Annotated in this window: 17 protein-coding genes and 1 tRNA gene; 8 read left to right on the forward strand and 10 right to left on the reverse strand. The window is 64.3% G+C overall.

All coding sequences use genetic code 11. The annotated features are described in order from the left end of the window. Window positions 1–97: 97 nt before the first annotated feature. From LB553_RS18545 to LB553_RS18555, 3 genes are read left to right on the forward strand one after another with little or no spacing between them, the layout of a single operon-like run. Entirely contained in the window at window positions 98–1,021 is a 924-nt protein-coding gene (locus tag LB553_RS18545; protein WP_224515579.1) for an ABC transporter permease subunit, read from the forward strand. Further along, a complete protein-coding gene (locus LB553_RS18550) occupies window positions 1,014–2,138 on the forward strand; it encodes an ABC transporter permease (RefSeq protein WP_224515582.1) in 1,125 nt (374 codons plus the stop codon). Before LB553_RS18545 ends, LB553_RS18550 begins: the two co-directional genes overlap by 8 nt. Window positions 2,139–2,155: 17 nt before the next feature. Continuing rightward, window positions 2,156–3,772, forward strand: coding sequence for an ABC transporter ATP-binding protein (locus tag LB553_RS18555; protein ID WP_224515586.1), 1,617 nt, complete (start codon window positions 2,156–2,158; stop codon window positions 3,770–3,772). Between the two features lie 26 nt (window positions 3,773–3,798). Here the strand turns inward: LB553_RS18555 and LB553_RS18560 are convergent, their stop codons facing one another. Both LB553_RS18560 and LB553_RS18565 read right to left on the reverse strand, forming a co-directional pair. Beyond that, a complete protein-coding gene (locus LB553_RS18560) occupies window positions 3,799–4,128 on the reverse strand; it encodes a hypothetical protein (RefSeq protein ID WP_224515589.1) in 330 nt (109 codons plus the stop codon). A gap of 177 nt (window positions 4,129–4,305) precedes the next feature. Then, a tRNA-Pro gene (locus LB553_RS18565) sits at window positions 4,306–4,382 on the reverse strand. A 192-nt stretch (window positions 4,383–4,574) separates the two neighbouring features. Here LB553_RS18565 and LB553_RS18570 point away from each other — a divergent pair. Continuing rightward, window positions 4,575–6,815, forward strand: coding sequence for an AGE family epimerase/isomerase (locus LB553_RS18570; RefSeq protein WP_224515590.1), 2,241 nt, complete (start codon window positions 4,575–4,577; stop codon window positions 6,813–6,815). Here the strand turns inward: LB553_RS18570 and betB are convergent. From betB to betI, 5 genes are read right to left on the reverse strand one after another with little or no spacing between them, the layout of a single operon-like run. After that, window positions 6,809–8,272: a betaine-aldehyde dehydrogenase gene (betB, locus tag LB553_RS18575; protein ID WP_224515592.1), complete on the reverse strand. Its 1,464-nt coding sequence runs from the start codon at window positions 8,270–8,272 to the stop codon at window positions 6,809–6,811. The two genes, LB553_RS18570 and betB, sit on opposite strands and share 7 nt — an antisense overlap. A gap of 49 nt (window positions 8,273–8,321) precedes the next feature. Further along, window positions 8,322–9,974: a choline dehydrogenase gene (gene betA, locus LB553_RS18580; RefSeq protein WP_224515594.1), complete on the reverse strand. Its 1,653-nt coding sequence runs from the start codon at window positions 9,972–9,974 to the stop codon at window positions 8,322–8,324. Further along, window positions 9,967–10,971 carry a threonine/serine dehydratase gene (locus LB553_RS18585; RefSeq protein WP_224515597.1) on the reverse strand — a complete coding sequence of 335 codons (1,005 nt, stop codon included), beginning with the start codon at window positions 10,969–10,971 and terminating at the stop codon, window positions 9,967–9,969. The genes betA and LB553_RS18585 overlap by 8 nt, the downstream gene beginning before the upstream one ends. Next, window positions 10,968–12,497, reverse strand: coding sequence for a choline-sulfatase (gene betC, locus LB553_RS18590; protein WP_224515599.1), 1,530 nt, complete (start codon window positions 12,495–12,497; stop codon window positions 10,968–10,970). Before betC ends, LB553_RS18585 begins: the two co-directional genes overlap by 4 nt. After that, window positions 12,494–13,084, reverse strand: a complete 591-nt coding sequence (gene betI, locus LB553_RS18595; RefSeq protein WP_224515601.1) for a choline-responsive transcriptional repressor BetI — start codon at window positions 13,082–13,084, stop codon at window positions 12,494–12,496. The genes betC and betI overlap by 4 nt, the downstream gene beginning before the upstream one ends. 188 nt (window positions 13,085–13,272) lie before the next feature. Here betI and LB553_RS18600 point away from each other — a divergent pair, with 188 nt between their 5' ends. The 3 genes from LB553_RS18600 to LB553_RS18610 all read left to right on the forward strand — a co-directional run bounded on the left by LB553_RS18600 (window position 13,273) and on the right by LB553_RS18610 (window position 16,408). Beyond that, a complete protein-coding gene (locus LB553_RS18600) occupies window positions 13,273–14,439 on the forward strand; it encodes an acetyl-CoA acetyltransferase (protein ID WP_224515604.1) in 1,167 nt (388 codons plus the stop codon). A 51-nt stretch (window positions 14,440–14,490) separates the two neighbouring features. Further along, the gene (locus LB553_RS18605; RefSeq protein ID WP_224515606.1) at window positions 14,491–15,495 is read left to right on the forward strand and encodes an asparaginase; all 1,005 of its coding nucleotides are present in this window, start codon (window positions 14,491–14,493) and stop codon (window positions 15,493–15,495) included. Window positions 15,496–15,595: 100 nt separating this feature from the next. Continuing rightward, window positions 15,596–16,408, forward strand: coding sequence for a class I SAM-dependent methyltransferase (locus LB553_RS18610; protein ID WP_224515609.1), 813 nt, complete (start codon window positions 15,596–15,598; stop codon window positions 16,406–16,408). Here the strand turns inward: LB553_RS18610 and LB553_RS18615 are convergent. Next, the gene (locus LB553_RS18615; RefSeq protein WP_224515611.1) at window positions 16,405–17,781 is read right to left on the reverse strand and encodes a TIGR03808 family TAT-translocated repetitive protein; all 1,377 of its coding nucleotides are present in this window, start codon (window positions 17,779–17,781) and stop codon (window positions 16,405–16,407) included. The two genes, LB553_RS18610 and LB553_RS18615, sit on opposite strands and share 4 nt — an antisense overlap. Before the next feature lie 106 nt (window positions 17,782–17,887). On the opposite strand from LB553_RS18615, the gene greA reads away from it, so the two are divergent. Beyond that, window positions 17,888–18,370 (forward strand): transcription elongation factor GreA, encoded by a 483-nt coding sequence (greA, locus tag LB553_RS18620; protein WP_224515612.1) that lies wholly within the window; start codon window positions 17,888–17,890, stop codon window positions 18,368–18,370. Here the strand turns inward: greA and LB553_RS18625 are convergent. Both LB553_RS18625 and LB553_RS18630 read right to left on the reverse strand, forming a co-directional pair. Beyond that, window positions 18,367–18,753 carry a type II toxin-antitoxin system death-on-curing family toxin gene (locus tag LB553_RS18625; RefSeq protein ID WP_224515616.1) on the reverse strand — a complete coding sequence of 129 codons (387 nt, stop codon included), beginning with the start codon at window positions 18,751–18,753 and terminating at the stop codon, window positions 18,367–18,369. The two genes, greA and LB553_RS18625, sit on opposite strands and share 4 nt — an antisense overlap. Then, window positions 18,750–18,980 carry an AbrB/MazE/SpoVT family DNA-binding domain-containing protein gene (locus tag LB553_RS18630; protein ID WP_224515618.1) on the reverse strand — a complete coding sequence of 77 codons (231 nt, stop codon included), beginning with the start codon at window positions 18,978–18,980 and terminating at the stop codon, window positions 18,750–18,752. Before LB553_RS18630 ends, LB553_RS18625 begins: the two co-directional genes overlap by 4 nt. Between the last annotated feature and the right edge of the window lie 80 nt (window positions 18,981–19,060).

The raw sequence follows: 19,060 nt of genomic DNA on the forward strand, positions 1-19,060 counted from the left end.
TTGGATTTTCAGGCTGCCCGGTGCGAAGATCAGAGATGCCGGCGCGCCACGGATCTTCGACTGGAGAGCCTGTCGCCCTGGCTGAAGCGGGGCGCCGATGCTGCGTTATGTCTTCCGGCGGCTGTTGACCGCCATCCCGACGCTGTTCGTCATCGTGACAGTGGCGTTTTTCCTGATCCGCGTCGCGCCAGGCGGCCCGTTCAACCAGGAGCGGGGCTTGAGCCCTGAGATCAGGGCCAATCTCGAAGCCCAGTTCGGTCTCAACGATCCGCTCTGGCTGCAATATGTCCACTATCTCGGCAATCTTTTGCGCGGCAGTTTCGGCCCGAGCTACAATTTGCCGGATTTCACCGTCACCGAACTCTTCGCCAAGGGTCTGCCGATCTCGGTGCAGATCGGTACCTCGGCACTGGTGCTGGCGCTGGTGCTGGGCTCGATCCTCGGCACGATCGCGGCGCTCAACCAGAACAAAATAGGCGATTATTCTGTGATCGCTTTAGCCACCGCCGGCAGCACCATCCCCACCTTCGTCACCGCGCCGGTGATCCAGCTCGTGTTCGGGCTTTCCTGGAAGCTGCTGCCGATCGGCGGCTGGGGCGACGGCGCCTTGATCAACAAGGTCGGTCCGGTGCTGACGCTGGCCTTGCCGCAGATCGCCATCGTGGCCCGCCTGATGCGCGGCTCCATGATTGAGAGCCTGCGTTCGCATCATATCCGCACCGCCCGCGCGCTGGGCCTCTCCGACTGGTCGGTGGTCGTCAAGCACGCATTGCGCGGCGCCGTGCTGCCGATCGTCTCCTTCACCGGCCCGGCGGCAGCCGCGCTGTTGACCGGCTCGATCATCGTCGAGACGATCTTCTCCATCCCCGGGGTCGGCCGCTACTTCGTCGATGCCGCGCTCAACCGCGACTACACTCTGGTCATGGGAACCGTGGTGGTGATCGCGCTCTTCACCATCGTCTTCAACCTGATCGTCGACCTGCTCTACGCGGTCGTCGACCCAAGGGTGCGCTATGACTGAGCTCGCCGTCGCGGTTCCCGAGCCGATCGTCGGCCGCTCGCTCTGGGGCAATGCCTGGGCGCGGCTGAAGCGCAACCGCGCCGCGATGCTCAGCCTCTACTACCTGGCTTTTATCGCCGTCATCAGCATTTGCGGTCCGTGGGCCGTGCCACATCAATACACCACCATCTATGGCGACTATGTGCGCATGCCGCCGAGCCTTTCGGCCTATCCAAAACCCGACATGATCCAGGGTGCGCTGGGCGACGCCATCAAGCGCATGCGCGCCGAGATCAAGGAATGGCACCAGGACGGGAATCGCGTCATCGTGACCATCACCTCGACCAAGCCGATCGACGACCGCAACATCCGTTATCTCGACCGCTCCGACGCCTTCGATGATACCAGGATCGAGAACAAGTCGCCCGACGGCCTGGAAGTGACCATGAGCTCGGCCGTGAAGCAGCAATATTTCTTCTTCGGCACCGACAACACCGGCCGCGACCTGCTCTCGCGCACGCTGATGGCCGGGCGCATATCCTTGGCCATCGGCCTGCTTGCCGGCGTCGTCGCCGGCGTCATCGGCGTCATCTACGGCGCGGCGGCTGGCTTTGCCGGCGGCCGGGTCGACGAGGTGATGATGCGCATCGTCGACGTGCTCTATTCGCTGCCCTTCATCTTCTTCGTCATCATGCTGGTGGTGTTCTTCGGCCGCAACTTCGTGCTGATGTTCCTGGCCGTCGGCGCTGTGCTGTGGCTCGACATGGCGCGCATCGTGCGCGGCCAGGCGCTGTCGATCCGCAGGCAGGAATATGTCCAGGCGGCGGAAGCCATGGGGGTCAGCCAGCGCGGCATCCTGCTGCGCCATGTCATTCCGAACCTCCTCGGGCCGGTGGTTATCTACATGACGCTCCTGGTGCCGCAGGTCATCATCCTGGAAAGCTTCCTCTCCTTCCTCGGTCTCGGCGTGCAGGAGCCGATGACCAGCTGGGGCGTGCTGATCTCGGTCGGCGCCAAGAACATCGGCTATGCCAACTGGCTGCTCCTGTTCCCGGCCTTCTTCCTCGTCTCGACGCTGTTCGCGCTGAACTTCGTCGGCGACGGCCTGCGCGACGCGCTCGATCCGAAGGATCGATAAAGATGGGGACCGCGGACATGGCTGCCGAAACGATCCTCAGCGTCAAGGACCTGCGCGTCCGCTTCCAGACCCTCGACGGCACGGTCGAGGCCGTCAAGGGCATCAACATCAAGGTCAATGCCGGCGAGACGGTCGCCGTCGTCGGCGAATCCGGCTCCGGCAAGAGCCAGACGATGATGGCGGCGATGAGCCTGCTTTCCTCCAATGGCGAGGCGACAGGCCAGGTCGACTATCGCGGCCGCAATCTTCTGGAGATGACCAAAAGCGAGCTGAACCAGGTCCGCGGCCGCAAGATCAGCATGATCTTCCAGGAGCCGATGACCTCGCTCGACCCGCTCTACACCATTGGCAACCAGCTGATGGAGCCGATCCGCCGGCATCGCGGGCTATCCGGGGCTGCGGCGCGGGAAGAAGCGCTGAAGCTTTTGCGGCTGGTGCACATTCCCGATCCCGAGCGGCGGATGAAATCCTATCCGCACGAGATGTCGGGCGGCCAGCGGCAGCGCGTCATGATCGCCATGGCTCTGGCCAACGACCCGGACATCCTGATCGCCGACGAGCCGACGACTGCGCTCGACGTCACCATCCAGGCGCAGATCCTGATGCTGCTCGCCGAATTGCAGCGCAAGCTCGGCATGGCGATCGTCTTCATCACCCACGATCTCGGCATCGTGCGCCGCTTCGCCGACAGGGTCTATGTCATGCGCCAGGGCGAGGTGGTGGAGGAGGGCGAGGCGGAAGCGCTCTTCGCCAACCCGCAGCATGCCTACACCAAAATGCTGCTCGCGGCCGAGCCGACCGGCACCAAAGCAGCGCCGCCCGCCAGTTCCCCGGTGCTGCTCGAAGGCCGCAACGTAGAGGTCGTCTTCAAGATCGGCGGCGGCTTGTTCGGCGGCGAGCCGCTGATGCTGCGCGCGGTGGACAAGATCTCGATCCGGCTGAAGCGCAACCAGACGATCGGCATCGTCGGTGAGTCGGGCTCAGGCAAGTCGACGCTTGGCCGCGCGCTGCTCAGGCTCCTTCCGAGCGACGGTGTCATCCGCTTCGGCGACCGCGACATCTCAGAAGCCGACCGCCGGGCGATGCGCCCGCTCAGGCGCGAATTGCAGCTCGTCTTCCAGGATCCGTTCGGTTCGCTGTCGCCGCGCATGACCGTCGGCCAGGTCATCACCGAAGGGCTTCTGGTGCACGAGCCGTCGCTGACCGGCAAGCAGCGCGACCAGCGCGCCGTCGAGGCGCTGCGCGAAGTCGGCCTCGATCCCAATGCGCGCAACCGCTACCCGCATGAATTCTCCGGCGGCCAACGCCAGCGCATCGCCATTGCCCGCGCCATGATCCTGAAGCCGAAAGTGGTGGTGCTGGACGAGCCGACCTCGGCGCTCGACCGTTCGGTGCAGAAGCAGATCGTCGAGCTGCTGCGCAAGCTCCAGGCCGACCACGAGCTGTCTTACCTCTTCATCAGCCACGACCTCGCCGTGGTGCGCGCCATGGCCGACTACATCATCGTCATGAAGCAGGGAAAGATCGTCGAGGAAGGGCCGACGCAGGAGATCTTCGACAATCCGCGCGAAGCCTACACCCAGACGCTGATGAACGCGGCGATCGATACGGCACGATTCAGGATGAGTGCCTGAAGCGGGCAAGCTTATCCTCGCTCGCCTCAGAGCGAGGATGGGCACCTCTGGTTTCGCGTCGCGACGATCACCTGCTGCTGTTGCTGCAGCCGTTCGATCCGGGCGGTTTCGCGGTTGGCGATCGCCGTCTTCACACGCTCGCCGCCGAGCAGCCATGTCGGCACGCTGGTGTTGGCGACCTTGCCGCGAGCGATTGCGGTACGAGAAATATCGGTCGCGGTGTCGCCGACCGCACTGTTGAGCTCGGGGCAGTTCATTTTGTCGTATTTCGCCGGGCTGATCGACGCGGTGGTCGATGAGCAGCCCGCCGCCAGAAGCAGCATCGCGATCGAGATGGCTATAAACTTGAACGTCATTCCTCAATTAGCCGCTCTGCGGCTCCGCGCTCCACGAACCAAGGACAAGACGCCATTAGGTCAAAGTAAGGGCGGCTGTCGAGCACAATGGGCGGCAGCAGCCAATCCGGCTCGCCGTTCGACGATGAAAGGTTAATGCGGGAGGGCGGGATCGCAGCACTTAAGTGCTTGTTTTTCTGGTCGGAGTGGCAGGATTTGAACCTGCGACCCCCTCGTCCCGAACGAGGTGCGCTACCAGACTGCGCTACACTCCGTGACCAGACCGCGGGCTTATAGCTGCCGCTTTCCGATCCTGCAAGCGGCAATGGCAGTCCTTCTGTCGCATTTCCTTTCTTTCGCGGAGCTTGCCCGAATGGCATAGGATTTTGGCTGTCGGGTAAAGGTGGGCTTAAAGGCTTTTGTCGTAAGTCCGACCCATGGGAGCCGGACTTTTGACAGGGTCGTTCATGAGCCAGCGCATCGTCAGTTTCGCCATGAGCGGCGGCGTCGGCTCGCGGCTGTGGCCGCTGTCGCGCGAGGACAATCCCAAGCAATTCCACGACTTCTCGGGCGATGGCTCGATGCTGGCCAAGACTTTGCGCCGCCTGGCGGCGCGCCCGCAAGGCGAAACGCCGATTTTCCTGATCGCCGCGGAGCGTCATGCCGAGCGCGTCCATGCCGACCTTGCCGGCATCGATCTTGCCGGTGGCGGACCGCTGTTCGAGCCGACGGGCCGCAACACGGCCGCCGCCGTGGCGCTGGCCAGCCTGCGCACGCTCTCCGACTATGGCGACGAGCTGGTGCTGGTCGTGCCGTCCGATCACGAGATATCGACGCCTCGCCAGTTCTGGCAAAGCATCGAGGCGGGCACGGCCGCGGCGAACGCCGGGCGACTCGTGGTGTTCGGCCTCAAGCCGACCCAGCCCGAGACCGGGTATGGCTATATCGAGGTCGGGGCTGACAAGGACGGCGTCTTCGACGTCTCGCGTTTTGTCGAGAAGCCCGATCTCGCCACCGCGCAGGCCTATCTCGACGCGGGCAGCTTCTACTGGAACACCGGCATCTTCCTGTTCCGCGCCGCCGCCATGCGCGACGCCTTCGCGGCCTATGAACCGAAAATCTGGCAGGCGACGGAGGCCGCCTACAAGGCTGCGACCAGCGACCTGTCCGGCCTCTATATGCCGCTCGACCTTTATTCCGCGATCCCGTCGACCTCGATCGATTACGCCATTATGGAGCGCGCGAAAGATATCGCTATGGTGCCGGCCGGCTTCCGCTGGAACGATCTCGGCTCCTGGCAGTCGCTGCTCGATGTTGGCCCGTCCGATGGGCACGGCAACGTCATCGCCGGAGACGTCGTCGCCATAGATTGCGAGAACTCCTATATCCGCAGCGAGGGTCGGCTACTGTCGGCCATTGGCATGAAGGACGTGGCCATCGTTTCCACCGCCGACGCCACTTTCGTCGCCCCTGTCAGCCACAGCCAGCACGTCAAGAAGATCGTCGAGCAGTTGGAGAAATCCGGCCGGCTGGAGACGAGGTTCACGCCGGCGCATGACCGCGTCATCGAGAGCGGCGCCTGGCGGCGGCGCGTGCGCCATTGGCTGTTCGAGGAGACACTGCCGCTCTGGTCGACTGTCGGCGTCGACGAACGCCATGGCGGCTTCCATGAGGCGCTGGGCTTCGATGCCTCGCCGCAGATGAAGCCCAAGCGCATGCGCACCCAGGCGCGTCAGGTCTATGCCTTCGCGGTCGCCAAGGAGCGCGGCTGGGACGGTCCGGCCGACCGGCTGATCGCGCATGGCATCGACTTCATGGCGGGTCAAGGTCGCACCGACCGTGGCGGCTGGGTGCGCACGCTCAACATCGACGGCTCGGTCGCCGATCCGGTCGAGGATGCTTACGATCATTCCTGCGTGCTTTTGGCGCTCGCCCACGCCCATATATCGGGACACCCGGACGCGTTGCGGCTCGGCGAGGAGACGTTTTCCTTTCTCGATGCGCATCTGGAAGATGCCCGCATGACCGGCTTTCTGGAAACCTCCGACGGTGCGGAAGAACGGCGTTCCAATCCGCACATGCATCTGCTCGAGGCCTTCCTTGCCTGGCACAAGGCGACGGGCGAGCGCGCCTATCTGCGCCGCGCCGCGCGCATCATCGATCTTTTCCGCAGCCATTTCTTCGATGCCGAAAGCTGGACGCTGGGCGAATATTTCGACGAGGGCTGGAAGCCGGCTGCGGGTGAGAAGCGGAGCTGGACCGAGCCCGGCCATCATTTCGAATGGGCCTCGCTGCTGGTCGATTTCGCCGCCCGCAGCGGCCAGGGCGAACTCACCGCCTTCGCCCGCAAGCTTTATGCCTCGGCCGTTGCCAACGGCCTCAACCGCGCCACCGGCCTCGCCTATGGCGCCGTCTCGCGCCAAGGCCTGCCGCTCGACACGGTCTCGCGCAGCTGGCCGCAGGCCGAAGCAATCAAGGCGGCGATCGCGCTCGACGGCTCGGGCGGGCCCGACCTCAAGCCCGAAATCGAAGCGCGCGTCGGCCGCCTGTTCCGCTGGCACATCGATCCGGCGCCGCTCGGTCTGTGGATCGACCGTATCGACGAGCGCGGCCGCTCACTGGCGACCGAGGTGCCGGCCAGCATCTTCTACCATCTCGTCTGTGCGCTGACGCAATATCTAGACGGGACGGCAGAGAGGTCTCAGTAGGGCGCTACCACGTCCCCCGTCTCGACATAAACCGCCTTCAGCTGCGAGTAATGCGCCAGCGCGGCAAGCGAATTCTCGCGGCCGATACCGGACTGCCTGACCCCGCCGAAGGGCATTTCCACCGGCGTGAGGTTGTAGGCGTTGATCCAGCAGGTGCCGGCCTGCAGCTCCGCGATTACACGATGGGCGCGGGGCAGGTCGCGGGTGAACACGCCGGCCGCGAGCCCGAATTCGCTGTCGTTGGCGCGCTCGATCACCTCGTCCTCGCTGTCGAATTTGAGCACGCTCATCACCGGCCCGAAAATCTCTTCCCGCGCGATCCGCATGCGATCGGTGACGCTGGTGAACACCGTAGGCTCGATGAAGAAGCCGCCTTCGAACCCCTGCAGCGACGGCACGTTTCCGCCACAGGCAAGGCTCGCGCCATCCTGCCTGCCGGCCGCGATGTAGGAAACGACCTTGTCCTGCTGCGCCTTGTTGACCAGCGGCCCCATCTGCGTTTCGGGATCGAGCGGATCGCCGATGCGGATTTTCTTGGTGCGTTCGATCAACCGGTCGACGAAGCGGTCATGAATGCCCTTCTGCACGAAGACGCGCGTGCCGTTCGAGCAGATCTGGCCGGTGGAGTAAAAATTGCCGAGCATGGCGCCGCCGATGGCGTTCTCGATATCGGCGTCGTCGAAGACGATCAGCGGCGACTTGCCGCCGAGTTCCATCGTCGCGTGCTTCATCTTCGAGCCGGCAAGCGACAGCACTGTACGGCCGGTCGGCACCGAGCCGGTCACCGAAACTTTTGCCACGACATCATGGCCGACGAGACCTGCGCCGACATCGCCGTAACCCTGCACAACGTTGAACAACCCGTCGGGCAGCCCCGCCTCGCTGTATATTTCGGCCAGCGCTAGAGCCGATAGCGGCGTGTTCTCCGACGGCTTGAACACCATGGCGTTGCCCATGGCCAAAGCCGGCGCCGACTTCCAGCCGGCGATCTGGATCGGATAGTTCCAGGCGCCGATGCCCACGCAAACGCCGAGCGGCTCGCGGCGCGTGTAGGCGAACGGCCCGCCGAGATCGATCATCTCGCCATTGAAGGCGGCGGCCGCGCCGGCGAAATATTCCAGGCAGTCGGCGGCCGAAGGCGCGTCCGCCACCAGCGTCTCCTGGATCGCCTTGCCAGTGTCGAGAGTCTCGATGCGGGCAAGATCGGCATTGCGCGCGCGAAGAATGTCGGCGGCGCGGCGCAGGATGCGTCCGCGCTCGACCGGTTTCAACCGCGCCCAGGCCGGCTGCGCGGCGCGCGCGGCCTCGATGGCCAACTCCAGAACGTTCGGCGTCGCTGAATGCAACGTGGCGATGGTCTCGCCCGTCGCCGGATAGATCACCGGCAGCGGCGCACCGCCTTCGTCCTCGATGTAGCGGCCGTTGACGTAGTGCGATGCCGTCGGTTGGGCGCGCATTGCTTTCTCCAGAACTGTTGGCCGATCGGGCGGTCTGCCCGACAATGCCCTATCGGTCCGCCACCTGCCAGCGCGGATTGATCCACGGTTCCTGGTTGGATGGCGCCAGCGGCATTCGGCCAAGGATGTGGTCGGACGCCTTCTCGCCGGTCATGATCGAAGGCGCGTTGAGGTTGCCGTTGGTTACCCGCGGGAAAATCGAGGAGTCGGCGACGCGCAGCCCTTCGACGCCGATCACCCGGCATTCGGGATCGACGACGGCGGTCAGGTCGTCGGCCCGGCCCATCCTGCAGGTACCGCAGGGATGGTAGGCGCTCTCGGCGTGGTCGCGGATGAAGGCGTCGAGTTCGTCGTCGGTCTGCACATGGCTGCCCGGTGAAATCTCTTTGCCGCGAAAGCCATCGAAGGCTTTCTGGCCGAAAATCTCGCGTGTAAGCCGGATGCAGTGGCGGAACTCACTCCAGTCGTCCGGATGCGACATGTAGTTGAAGCGGATCACCGGCTTGGCCTTCGGGTCGGGCGAGCGCAGCGTCACCGAGCCGCGCGACTTCGAGCGCATCGGCCCGACATGCGCCTGGAAGCCGTGCGACTTCGCCGCCGATTTGCCGTCATAGCGCACCGCCGCCGGGATGAAGTGGTACTGGATATCGGGGTAGTCGACGCCGGCCTGCGAACGCACGAAGGCGGCAGCCTCAAAATGGTTGGTGGCGCCGAGCCCGCTCTTGAAGAATAGCCACTGTGCGCCGATCAATGCCTTGGAGAAAGGATTGAGCACCGAGTTCAGCGTGATCGGCCTGGTCGATTCCTGCTGGATATAAAGCTCCAGATGGTCCTGCAGATTGGCGCCGACGCCTGGCCGGTCGGCAACCACCTGGATGCCGTTTTCCTGGAGATGTGCGCCCGGGCCGATGCCGGACAGCATGAGAATCTTCGGCGAATTGATCGACGACGCCGCGACGATCACCTCGCGCCGCGCCTTAACGACCTGAATCTTTTTGTTGGCTTCGATCTCGACGCCGATTGCACGTTGATTCTCGATCACCACGCGTCGGGCGAAACCCTTGAGCAGGCTAACATTTTTGCGTTTGAGTGCCGGCTTCAGATACGCGTTCGCCGCCGACCAGCGGCGACCGCCCAGAATGGTCTGCTCCATCGGCCCGAAACCTTCCTGCTTCGAGCCGTTATAGTCGTCGGTCAGCTCGAAACCGGCTTGCCGGCCTGCCTCCATGAACGCACCATAGAGCGGGTTCTTGCGTGTGCCGCGCTGCACATGCAGCGGGCCGCCTTTGCCGCGCCAGCCGTCCTCGCCGCCGTCGGTATCCTCCATGCGCTTGAAATAGGGGAGCACATCGGCGAACGCCCAGCCGGCGGCGCCCTGTTCGGCCCAGTGGTCGAAGTCATGCGCATGCCCGCGCACATAGACCATGCCGTTGATCGAGGATGAGCCGCCGATCACCTTGCCGCGCGGGGTGGCAAGCACGCGCCCGCCGAGATGCGGTTCGGGCTCGCTGGCGAACCCCCAATCGTAGAGGCTCATGTTGAGCGGGATCGACAGCGCCGATGGCATCTGGATCAGCGGCCCTATATCGGTGCCGCCGAACTCGATGACGATCACCGAATGCTTGCCGTCTTCCGACAGCCGGTAGGCCATGGCCGAGCCGGCGGAGCCGGAGCCGATGATGACGAAATCCGCTTCAAGCATCGTTCATATGCGCCATAAAATCGGCGAGCGAGACATTGCCGCCGGTAGCCACAACCAGGACAGCCTTGTCCTTCACATCCACCTTGCCGCCGAGCAGCGCCGCGAGCGACGCGGCGCCGGACGGCTCCAGCACCAGCTTCATCCGCTCGAAGGCGATCTTCATCGCCCGCCGCACCGATGCGTCGTTGACGGTGACGCCGCGCACGCCGGCGGCAGTCACCGCCGCGAAGGGCGCGTCGCCGGGCTTACGCGCCATCAGTCCGTCGCAGATCGATTTCGGCCCGATCGGCATGGTCTCGATCGCGCCATGCGCGAGCGACGACCCCATGCCGTTGAAACCCTCCGGCTCGACGGCGATGATCTCGCTCTTGGGCGACACATAATGGAAGGCGAGTGAGACGCCGCCGATCAGTCCGCCGCCGCCGACCGAGCAGAACACCAGATCGGCATGCGCCTTCTTCATGGCCAACTGGTCGAGCGCTTCCAGTCCGGCGCCGGCCTGGCCGGCGACGATCTCCGGATCGTCGAAGGGATGGAGCAAGGTGAGATGCTCGGTCTCGGCGATCTCGCGCGCCTTTGCGGCCGCAACCTCCTCACGCGCGCGCTCGCCATGATCGGTCAGCACCACGCGCGCGCCGTAACCGGCCGTCGCGTCGCGCTTGGCGGCGGGCGCGTCGATCGGCATGACAATCGTGACGGGAATGCCCAGCGCCTGGCCGGCGGCCGCCAGCCCCTGAGCGAAATTGCCGGAGGAATAGGCGACGACTCCCTTCTTCGCCTCATCCGGCGACAATCGCTTCAGCCGCCAATAGGCGCCGCGCACCTTGAAGGAGCCGGCCCATTGCAGCGACTCCGGCTTGATGAAGACGCGCGCGGCACCGGTCTCCTTGGCTAAAGCCGCCGACTCCAAGAGCGGCGTCACCTGCGTGGCCGTCGAGGTGACGGCATAGGCCTGCTTCAGGTGGTCGAGGGTAGGGACGAGAATGTCTGCCATCATTCGCCTCTCGGATATCGTTTGCTCTCTTCGAGATTGTCGAGATTCATGTGATTGCGCATGTAGCGTTCCGACGCCTTCTGCAGGGGTTGGAACTCCCATGGGTAGTAGGCGCCGTTGCGCAGCGCCGGGTAGACGACCCAGCGGCGCGCCTGGCTTTCGCGCACGGCGGCGTCGAAGCTCGCCATGTTCCAGCGCGTGCGGACCTTGTCCATGAAGGACGAGACCAGATCTGCGTAAGCTGGATCGGCGGCGAGATTGTCGAGCTCACGCGGATCGGCTGCGAGGTCGAAGAGCTGCGGCGGATCGAGCTCGCAATGGACGAATTTGTATTTGCCCTCGCGGATCGCCACCATCGGCGCGTAGGAGCCTTCGGCCGCATATTCCATCAGCACCGGCGCCGAACGCTCCGTGCCGCCGGCAAGCGGCAGCAGCGATTGGCCGTCCGTCCATGGCGCTATCGCGCTCATATCGATGCCGGCGAGGTCGCAGAGCGTCGGCGCCACGTCGAGATTGGAAACAGGCGCCCCGATCAGCCCGGCCTTGATGCCGTTGCCGGCCATCATCAAGGGCACCCGCGCAGAGCCCTCGTAAAAGCACATCTTGAACCACAGGCCGCGCTCGCCCAGCATGTCGCCGTGGTCGGAGCAGAACAGCACGATCGTGTCGTCCAGCATGCGCGTGCGCTCCATCACCGACAGCAATTCGCCGACCTTGTCGTCGAGATAGGAGATGTTGGCGAAATAGCCGCGGCGCGAGCGGCGCACCTGTTCCGGCGTGATGTCGAAACTGTCGTAGTCGGATGCCTTGTAGAGCCGCTTTGAATGCGGATCTTGGCTGTCGTAGGGGATGAAGCCCACCTCCGGTTCCAGCGCCGGGCAGTCCTCGTAAAGGTCCCAGTATTTGCGCCGCGCGACATAGGGATCGTGCGGATGGGTGAAGGAGACGGTCAGGCACCAGGGGCGCCGGTCGGCGTCATCTGATACACGCGCGAACTCGTAGAGCTTCTGCGTCGCATGGAAGGCGACCTCGTCGTCATATTCCATCTGATTGGTGATCTCGGCGACGCCGGCGCCGGTCACCGAACCCAGATTGTGGTACCACCAGTCGATGCGCTCGCCGGGCTTGCGGTAGTCCGGCGTCCAGCCGAAATCGGCGGGATAAATGTCGGTGGTGAGCCGCTCTTCGAAACCGTGCAACTGGTCGGGGCCGACGAAATGCATCTTGCCGGAAAGCACCGTGTGATAACCGGCGCTGCGCAGATGATGCGCGTAGGTGGGGATCGAGGAGGCGAACTCGGCGGCGTTGTCATAGACCTGCGTGCGCGACGGCAATTGCCCGCTCATGAACGAGGCGCGGCCCGGTGCGCAAAGCGGCGAGGCGGTGTAGTTGTTGGCGAAACGCGCCGAGCGCACGGCAAGCGCCTTCAGATGCGGCGCATGCAGGAATTCGGCCGGGCCGTCCGGGAAGAGCGTGCCGTTGAGCTGATCGACCATGACGATCAGGAGGTTGGGTCGCCGGGTGGTCAAGGCAGGCTCCGTCCATTGAGCTTGGTTTCGAGATAGTCCTCGACGAGCGCGATTGCGGTCTGCGCGTCGGGCACGCCGTCTTTCAGCGCGCGGCGGATGTAGAGCCCGTCGATCAGCGCCGCGGTCGCTTCGGCCACGCGGTCGGCCTCGGCTCGTGGCAGGATGCCGGTCAGCCCGCTCATCAGGTTCGAATTGAGCCGCCGCGCATAGATGCGCAGCAGCCGCCGCAGCTCAGTCGATTTCTGCGCCTCGACATAGAAGGCGAGCCAGGCCGCGATGATCTGAGGCTGGAACTGGTCGTCGGAAAAGCTGACTGCGACGACGGCCGAGACGCGCTGGCGCGGCGTGGCTGCAAGGCTGAACGCGCGTCTGGTGTCGGTGTTGAGCTCGGCGAGGATGTGCCGCATCGTCGCGAACAGCAATTCGTCCTTGGCGCCGAAATAGTGATGCGCCAGTGCCGACGACACGCCGGCGCGGCCGGCGATCTCCGACATCGTCACGTCCAGCGATCCGCGTTCGCCGATCGCCGAGATCGTCGCGTCGATCAGCGCCTTGCGGCGCACTGGCTCCATTCCGATTTTCGGCATTTCAGGGGTCCGGTTTCGAGCCAAGGGTATTTTTTATTGACGCGTCAATCAATAAAAATCGGCGCGGGATCAACCGATCGTGTCGTGCTGGCCCACGAGATGAGGGCTGGAAAACGGTTCATTGTTGAACAATATTGAATCACGTGCCGCGAAGGATCGTGCTAGGCTGCGGCCAGATGGAGGTTGCCATGACTGCATGCATCGTCGGCTGGGCGCATTCGCGCTTCGGCAAGCTCGAAGGTGAGACGCTGGAGGGCCTGATCACCAAGGTTTCCGTCGAGGCGCTCGACCACGCCGGCATCGGCCCGGACGATGTCGACGAGATCGTGCTTGGCCATTTCAACGCCGGCTTCTCGCCGCAGGATTTTACCGCGAGCCTCGTGCTGCAAGCCGATGACCGGCTGCGCTTCAAGCCGGCGACGCGCGTCGAGAACGCCTGCGCCACCGGCTCGGCCGCCGTCCGTCAGGGTATCCGCGCCATCGACGCCAATGCGGCCCGCATCGTGCTGGTGGTCGGCGCCGAGCAGATGACGACCACGCCTGGTCCCGAGATCGGCAAGAACCTCCTCAAGGCCTCCTACCTGCCGGAAGAGGGCGACACGCCGGCAGGCTTTGCCGGAGTCTTCGGCAAGATCGCGCAGGCCTATTTCCAGCGCTATGGTGACCAGTCGGATGCGCTGGCAATGATCGCGGCCAAGAACCACAAAAACGGCGTCGACAATCCCTACGCCCAGATGCGCAAGGATTTCGGCTATGAGTTCTGCCGCCAGGAAAGCGAGAAGAACCCGTTTGTCGCCGGTCCACTGAAGCGCACCGACTGCTCGCTGGTCTCGGATGGCGCGGCCGCGCTTGTGCTCACCGACACCGCAACGGCGCTCAAGATGCGCCGCGCCGTCACCTTCCGCGCCAACGAGCATGTGCAGGACTTCCTGCCGATGTCGAAGCGCGACATTCTCTCCTTCGAGGGCTGCGAGCGCGCCTGGGAGCAGGCGTTGAAGAAGGCCGGCGTCACGCTCGACGACCTCTCCTTCGTCGAGACGCATGACTGCTTCACCATCGCCGAATTGATCGAATATGAGGCGATGGGCTTGGCCAAGCCAGGCGAGGGCGCCAGGCTGGCGCTGGATGGCACGACGGCCAAGGACGGCCGCCTGCCGGTCAATCCCTCCGGCGGCCTGAAGGCCAAGGGTCACCCGATCGGCGCCACTGGTGTGTCGATGCATGTGCTGACCGCCATGCAGCTGACCGGCGAAGCCGGCGGCATCCAGGTGCCGGGCGCGAAGCTCGGCGGCATCTTCAACATGGGTGGCGCGGCGGTGGCCAACTACGTTTCCATCCTCGACCGGATCAGATAGAAGCGGCCCGCATTGAAGCGGCGCGCCGCGGGCGCGCGTGCGGGAGGCGACATGACAAATCCGGTTCTGGTCGAAGTCACGCGCGGCGAGGTGGTCGAAAGCAGGCACCGCGGCGCGGTTTCGGTCTTCGATGCCGACGGCAAGCCCGTCTGGGAGATAGGCGACACGGACCGTCCGGTGTTTCCGCGCTCTGCGGTGAAGGCGATCCAGGCATTGCCGCTGGTCGAATCGGGTGCTGCCGACGCCTATGGCTTCGGCGACCGCGAACTGGCGCTGGCCTGCGCCTCGCATTCGGGTGAGCCCGCCCATGTCGAACTGGCAACGGCGATGCTCGCCAAGGCGGGCCTCGACAGAAAAGCGCTGGAATGCGGCGTGCATTGGCCCTCGAGCCACGACGCCACCATCGCGCTCGCCCGCGCCGGCAACGTGCCGAACGCCTTGCACAACAACTGCTCCGGCAAGCATTCCGGCTTCCTCTGCACCTGCGTGCATGCCGGCATTGCGCACGCTGGCTATGTCAAAGCCGGCCACGCGCTGCAGGAGATGGTGCGCGACGCCATGCAAGCCGTGACGGGCGCGGCGCATGACGTCGATCATTGCGGCATCGACGGCTGCTCGATCCCGACCTATGCCGTGCCGTTGAAGAGTTTTGCGCTGGGCTTTGCCCGCATGGCGACGGGCAGGGGCTTTGCGCCGGAGCGCGCCAAGGCGGCGAAGCGGCTGCTCGCCGCTTGCATGGCGGAGCCGTTCCTGGTCGCCGGCACGGGCAAGGCCGACGTCGCTCTGATGCAGGCGGCACCCGGTCGCATCTTCGTCAAAACCGGCGCCGAAGGCGTTTATTGCGCGGCATTGCCAGAACTTGGCCTCGGCGTCGCCTTGAAATGCGATGATGGCGCCGGCAGGGCGGCGGAGGTGATGATCGCCGCCGTGCTGGCGAAGCTGCTGAACGGTGAAGAAGCGGTTGCGGCAAAGCTCACCGAGCTTGCCCATCCTCCGGTCGAAAGCCGCGTCGGCGCCAAGGTCGGCTTGCTGCGGCCGACGGCGGCGCTCAATTAGCGCATCGGCTTACCGACGCGCATCTGCCGCGCGCGTGAACCCAAGACAGAAAATTATGTGCTAGTTTCCTCCATCATCAAACGGGCGCTGGATGCTCGCCATGCTGGAAGCAGACAAGGTGTTTGCCGGGTCGATCCCGGAAAATTACGATCGCCATATGGTGCCGCTGATTTTCGAGGCCTATGCCGCGGAGACCGCACGGCGGGCGGTGTCCTTCTCACCCTTGGCCGTTTTGGAGACCGCCGCGGGTACCGGGGCCGTCACCCGCGCCTTGGCGCCAAAACTCTCTCCTGGTGCCAGCTACATCGTAACCGACCTCAACCAACCGATGCTCGATTATGCGGCTTCGCGCGAGGGGCCCGACAGCCGCATTACATGGCGCCAGGCGGATGCCCTGAAGCTGCCCTTTGAGGATGCGGCCTTCGACCTCGTCTGCTGTCAGTTCGGCGCGATGTTCTTTCCCGACCGCGCCGCTGCCTATCGCGAGGCGAAGCGGGTCCTGAAGCCCGGCGGACATTTCCTGTTCAGCGTCTGGGATCGCATCGAGGAGAATGTATTCGCCGACGACGTGACGAACGCTCTGGCAACGATCTTTCCACACGATCCGCCGCGTTTCCTGGCGCGCACGCCGCACGGCTACCACGACAAGGACCTGATCCGCCGCGACCTTGAAGCCGCAGGATTTTCCGATGTGACGATCGATACCAGAGCCGAGCAGAGCCGCGCATCCTCGCCGCGCGTTCCCGCCGTCGCCTATTGCCAGGGCACCCTGCTTCGCAACGAGATCGAGGCCAGGGAGGCCGGACGATTGGCATCCGCGACCGACTACGCCGAATCCATGATCGCCGACAGACACGGTCGTGGCGAAATTGCCGCCAAGATCCAGGCGCACATCATCGTGGCCTCGGTCTAGCTGACCTTGTTGCGCTCCACGGTGAGATGCGCGTAGCCGGAATCGGTCGACTGGGTGAGGTCCCCGGTCACCGGATCGGCCCAGCGCTGGCCGATGATGGCGCCATTCCTCGCGCCGTCGATGACGTTGTCCGAGATGACGGCGCTGCCGGAGCCTTCGACGACCGAAACGACGATGCCGGTGCCCGCCTTGCGGATGATATTGCCTGTCGCCACGACATTGCGCAGATAGGGACCCCAGCCGAGCTGCATGCCGTAAAGCGGCGCGTTCTCGACGACATTGCCGGAAACCGTCGTGTCGGCCTCGGCGCTGATGCCGACTCCGAAGCCGGGCGGATCGGCAGTGTAGGGGCCGGTGGTAGAGAGGTTGCGCACGATGTTGTTCGAGCAGACCGCAATGCGGCCGCCTTCGTTGAAATTGACGATCGAGATGCCGTTGGCGGCACCGTCGACCAGATTGTTGCTGAGGATAGCGCCTTCGAAGGAGAATTCCGAATAGATCCCCGTCTCTCCCGAGCGCGAGCAGGTGTTGCCGGTGATCTGCAGATTGCTCGAACTGTTGGCACGGATCGCAGTAAAGGCGCAGTCGGAGACGATATTGCCGGAGATGACGACATTGCCGGCGCGGAAGGCGTTGATGCCGTTGCCGTTCTGGCCGGTGCCGCCGCTGTACGCGCCGATCCGCTGGACGCGGTTGCCGCTGACGATGGTGCCGTCCTCCGCAGCCTGCCAGCGATGCACCAGGATGCCGCCATTGGCGCAGTCCGAAACGCTATTGCCGGAAATTTCCAGCCCGCCGGCCTCGACTGAATAGATGCCGGCATCCGCGGCACCCGAAATATTCGAGCGGCCGACACGGCCGACGGCATGCTCGAGCGCCAGCCCGTTCTTGCCGCTGCCGGTCACCTGGCAATTGTCGATGACGAGATGGGCGACGCGGCGCAGGTCGAGCAGGCCTTGCGTATAGTCGGCCAGCCAGCGGTTGGCGCCGTCGAGCACCAGCCCGCTGAGTTCGATATACTCCGCCTGCTCGGCCATCATAAGGTGGCCGTTGCCGCCATAGACGATGCGCGTCGCGCCGGGCACGCCCGACAGGCGCACCTGGGCAGGCAGCTTAAGGTTCGAGACGAGATAGGTGCCGGGCGGCAGGAACACCGGCTGGTTGCGGTCGCTGGCTTCGGTCAGCATCCTGGCGAAAGCCTTGCTCTGGTCGTCGACCGCGCCCGGCTGCACGCCGATCTCGGTGGCGTTGATCGAGCCGCGCATCCCCGCCATCTCGATGCCCGGCAGCGACTTCGCCGATGCCTTGCCGGCGAAGACACCGGCGACGGCGAGGCCCGCGGTCCGGGCAAGCAGCGTTCGTCTGTTCAACATCGGCACAGGTCCTGGCGTTTCGCCCTGTCTGTCGCAGGAATCGTGCCAATGCCGGCCCGCCGCCAAACCGCTTGTGCAGTTGCCTCGCCAAGCCTAAGTTCACCAGATGAGCAGAGCTTTCACGCGCGAAGAAGACAGCGAAAACGCCATTGCCGGCGTCGGCGAACGGCCGGTCAGCGCGCACCGCAACCTGGTGACGGAGCGCGGCCTGGCGATGATCGAGGACAATCTCGCCGAGCTGCGCGACCTGATGGCCAAGGCTGAAAGGCGCGGCGACCGCGAACGCCTCGCGGTCGTGTCGCGCGACTTGCGCTACTGGACCGCGCGGCGCGAAAGCGCGGAGCTTTCCGTGCCGGAGCCGGGCAGCGACGTGGTGCGCTTCGGCATGGGCGTCACCCTGGAAGGCGACAACGGCAAGAAGGTGCATTGGCGCATCGTCGGCGAGGACGAGGCCGATCCGTCGAAGGGGAGCATTTCCCATGTCTCGCCGATGGCCGTGGCCCTTTTCGGCAAGAAGGTTGGCGAGGTCGTCACCGTCAACGGCAAGGAATGGGAAATCGTCAAGCTCTCGGACAAGGCGGAGAACTAATCTTCGAGCTTCACGACATGGTCGCGGAAGAAGGCGGCCGCCCCAGCCTCATCGATCTGACCTGCGGCGACCATCATCACCAATTGGATGATCTCTTCCTGCTCAGCCTCGACGCTTAATCCGTTGAAATAAAGAAACAAGTCGGCGGCAGCAAAGGCCGTCCGCTTGTTGCCATCGACAAATGGGTGGTTCTTCGCGATACCGAAGAGGTAGGCCGCCGCAAGCCCGCAAAGATCCGGCTCGCCATAGGCCTCTTTCTGCTGCGGCCGCCCAAGGGCCGATTCTAGCATGCCTTCATCTCGCATACCTGACGCGCCGCCGTGAAGGCGCAACTGCTCGGCGTGCATTGCCTCAACGAACTCCCGCGAATGATGCTCGATCATTTCGCGAGAGCGCGGTAGGCGACCTCATATTTTTTCATGCGCTCGCGAGCTATGTTCATTTTACTTTCAAATGCTTCCGGGTCGCTCTCAAGTCGACGAAGTCGAAGCTCACCTGCGTTCTCGGCAGCAATAAGCGTATCCCCGGCGCGAACATTTAGCCGATCGAGCATTTCCCGAGGCAAAATTACACCTTCGGAATTGCCGATCTTGCGTACTACAATGTTCATTGGCGAAAACTCCTTCAGTCTCCTCCACTCTCGGTTACGTACTTGTCTATAACACTGTTGTAACAGTGATTATAACGGTT

This window comes from Mesorhizobium sp. CA8 (genome assembly GCF_020164955.1).
Taxonomy (GTDB): Bacteria; Pseudomonadota; Alphaproteobacteria; order Rhizobiales; family Rhizobiaceae; genus Mesorhizobium.

What these genes read in the sequence shown, in the direction of transcription:
- betA (WP_224515594.1), bottom strand. Translation starts at nt 9,974, where the DNA reads ATGCTTGAAGCGGATTTCGTCATCATCGGCTCCGGCTCCGCCGGCTCG.
- LB553_RS18615 (WP_224515611.1), bottom strand. Translation starts at nt 17,781, where the DNA reads ATGTTGAACAGACGAACGCTGCTTGCCCGGACCGCGGGCCTCGCCGTC.
- LB553_RS18625 (WP_224515616.1), bottom strand. Translation starts at nt 18,753, where the DNA reads ATGATCGAGCATCATTCGCGGGAGTTCGTTGAGGCAATGCACGCCGAG.
- LB553_RS18630 (WP_224515618.1), bottom strand. Translation starts at nt 18,980, where the DNA reads ATGAACATTGTAGTACGCAAGATCGGCAATTCCGAAGGTGTAATTTTG.
- LB553_RS18555 (WP_224515586.1), top strand. Translation starts at nt 2,156, where the DNA reads ATGGCTGCCGAAACGATCCTCAGCGTCAAGGACCTGCGCGTCCGCTTC.
- LB553_RS18605 (WP_224515606.1), top strand. Translation starts at nt 14,491, where the DNA reads ATGACAAATCCGGTTCTGGTCGAAGTCACGCGCGGCGAGGTGGTCGAA.
- greA (WP_224515612.1), top strand. Translation starts at nt 17,888, where the DNA reads ATGAGCAGAGCTTTCACGCGCGAAGAAGACAGCGAAAACGCCATTGCC.
- LB553_RS18610 (WP_224515609.1), top strand. Translation starts at nt 15,596, where the DNA reads ATGCTGGAAGCAGACAAGGTGTTTGCCGGGTCGATCCCGGAAAATTAC.
- LB553_RS18550 (WP_224515582.1), top strand. Translation starts at nt 1,014, where the DNA reads ATGACTGAGCTCGCCGTCGCGGTTCCCGAGCCGATCGTCGGCCGCTCG.
- LB553_RS18570 (WP_224515590.1), top strand. Translation starts at nt 4,575, where the DNA reads ATGAGCCAGCGCATCGTCAGTTTCGCCATGAGCGGCGGCGTCGGCTCG.
- LB553_RS18560 (WP_224515589.1), bottom strand. Translation starts at nt 4,128, where the DNA reads ATGACGTTCAAGTTTATAGCCATCTCGATCGCGATGCTGCTTCTGGCG.
- LB553_RS18545 (WP_224515579.1), top strand. Translation starts at nt 98, where the DNA reads ATGCTGCGTTATGTCTTCCGGCGGCTGTTGACCGCCATCCCGACGCTG.
- LB553_RS18585 (WP_224515597.1), bottom strand. Translation starts at nt 10,971, where the DNA reads ATGATGGCAGACATTCTCGTCCCTACCCTCGACCACCTGAAGCAGGCC.
- LB553_RS18600 (WP_224515604.1), top strand. Translation starts at nt 13,273, where the DNA reads ATGACTGCATGCATCGTCGGCTGGGCGCATTCGCGCTTCGGCAAGCTC.
- betI (WP_224515601.1), bottom strand. Translation starts at nt 13,084, where the DNA reads ATGCCGAAAATCGGAATGGAGCCAGTGCGCCGCAAGGCGCTGATCGAC.
- betB (WP_224515592.1), bottom strand. Translation starts at nt 8,272, where the DNA reads ATGCGCGCCCAACCGACGGCATCGCACTACGTCAACGGCCGCTACATC.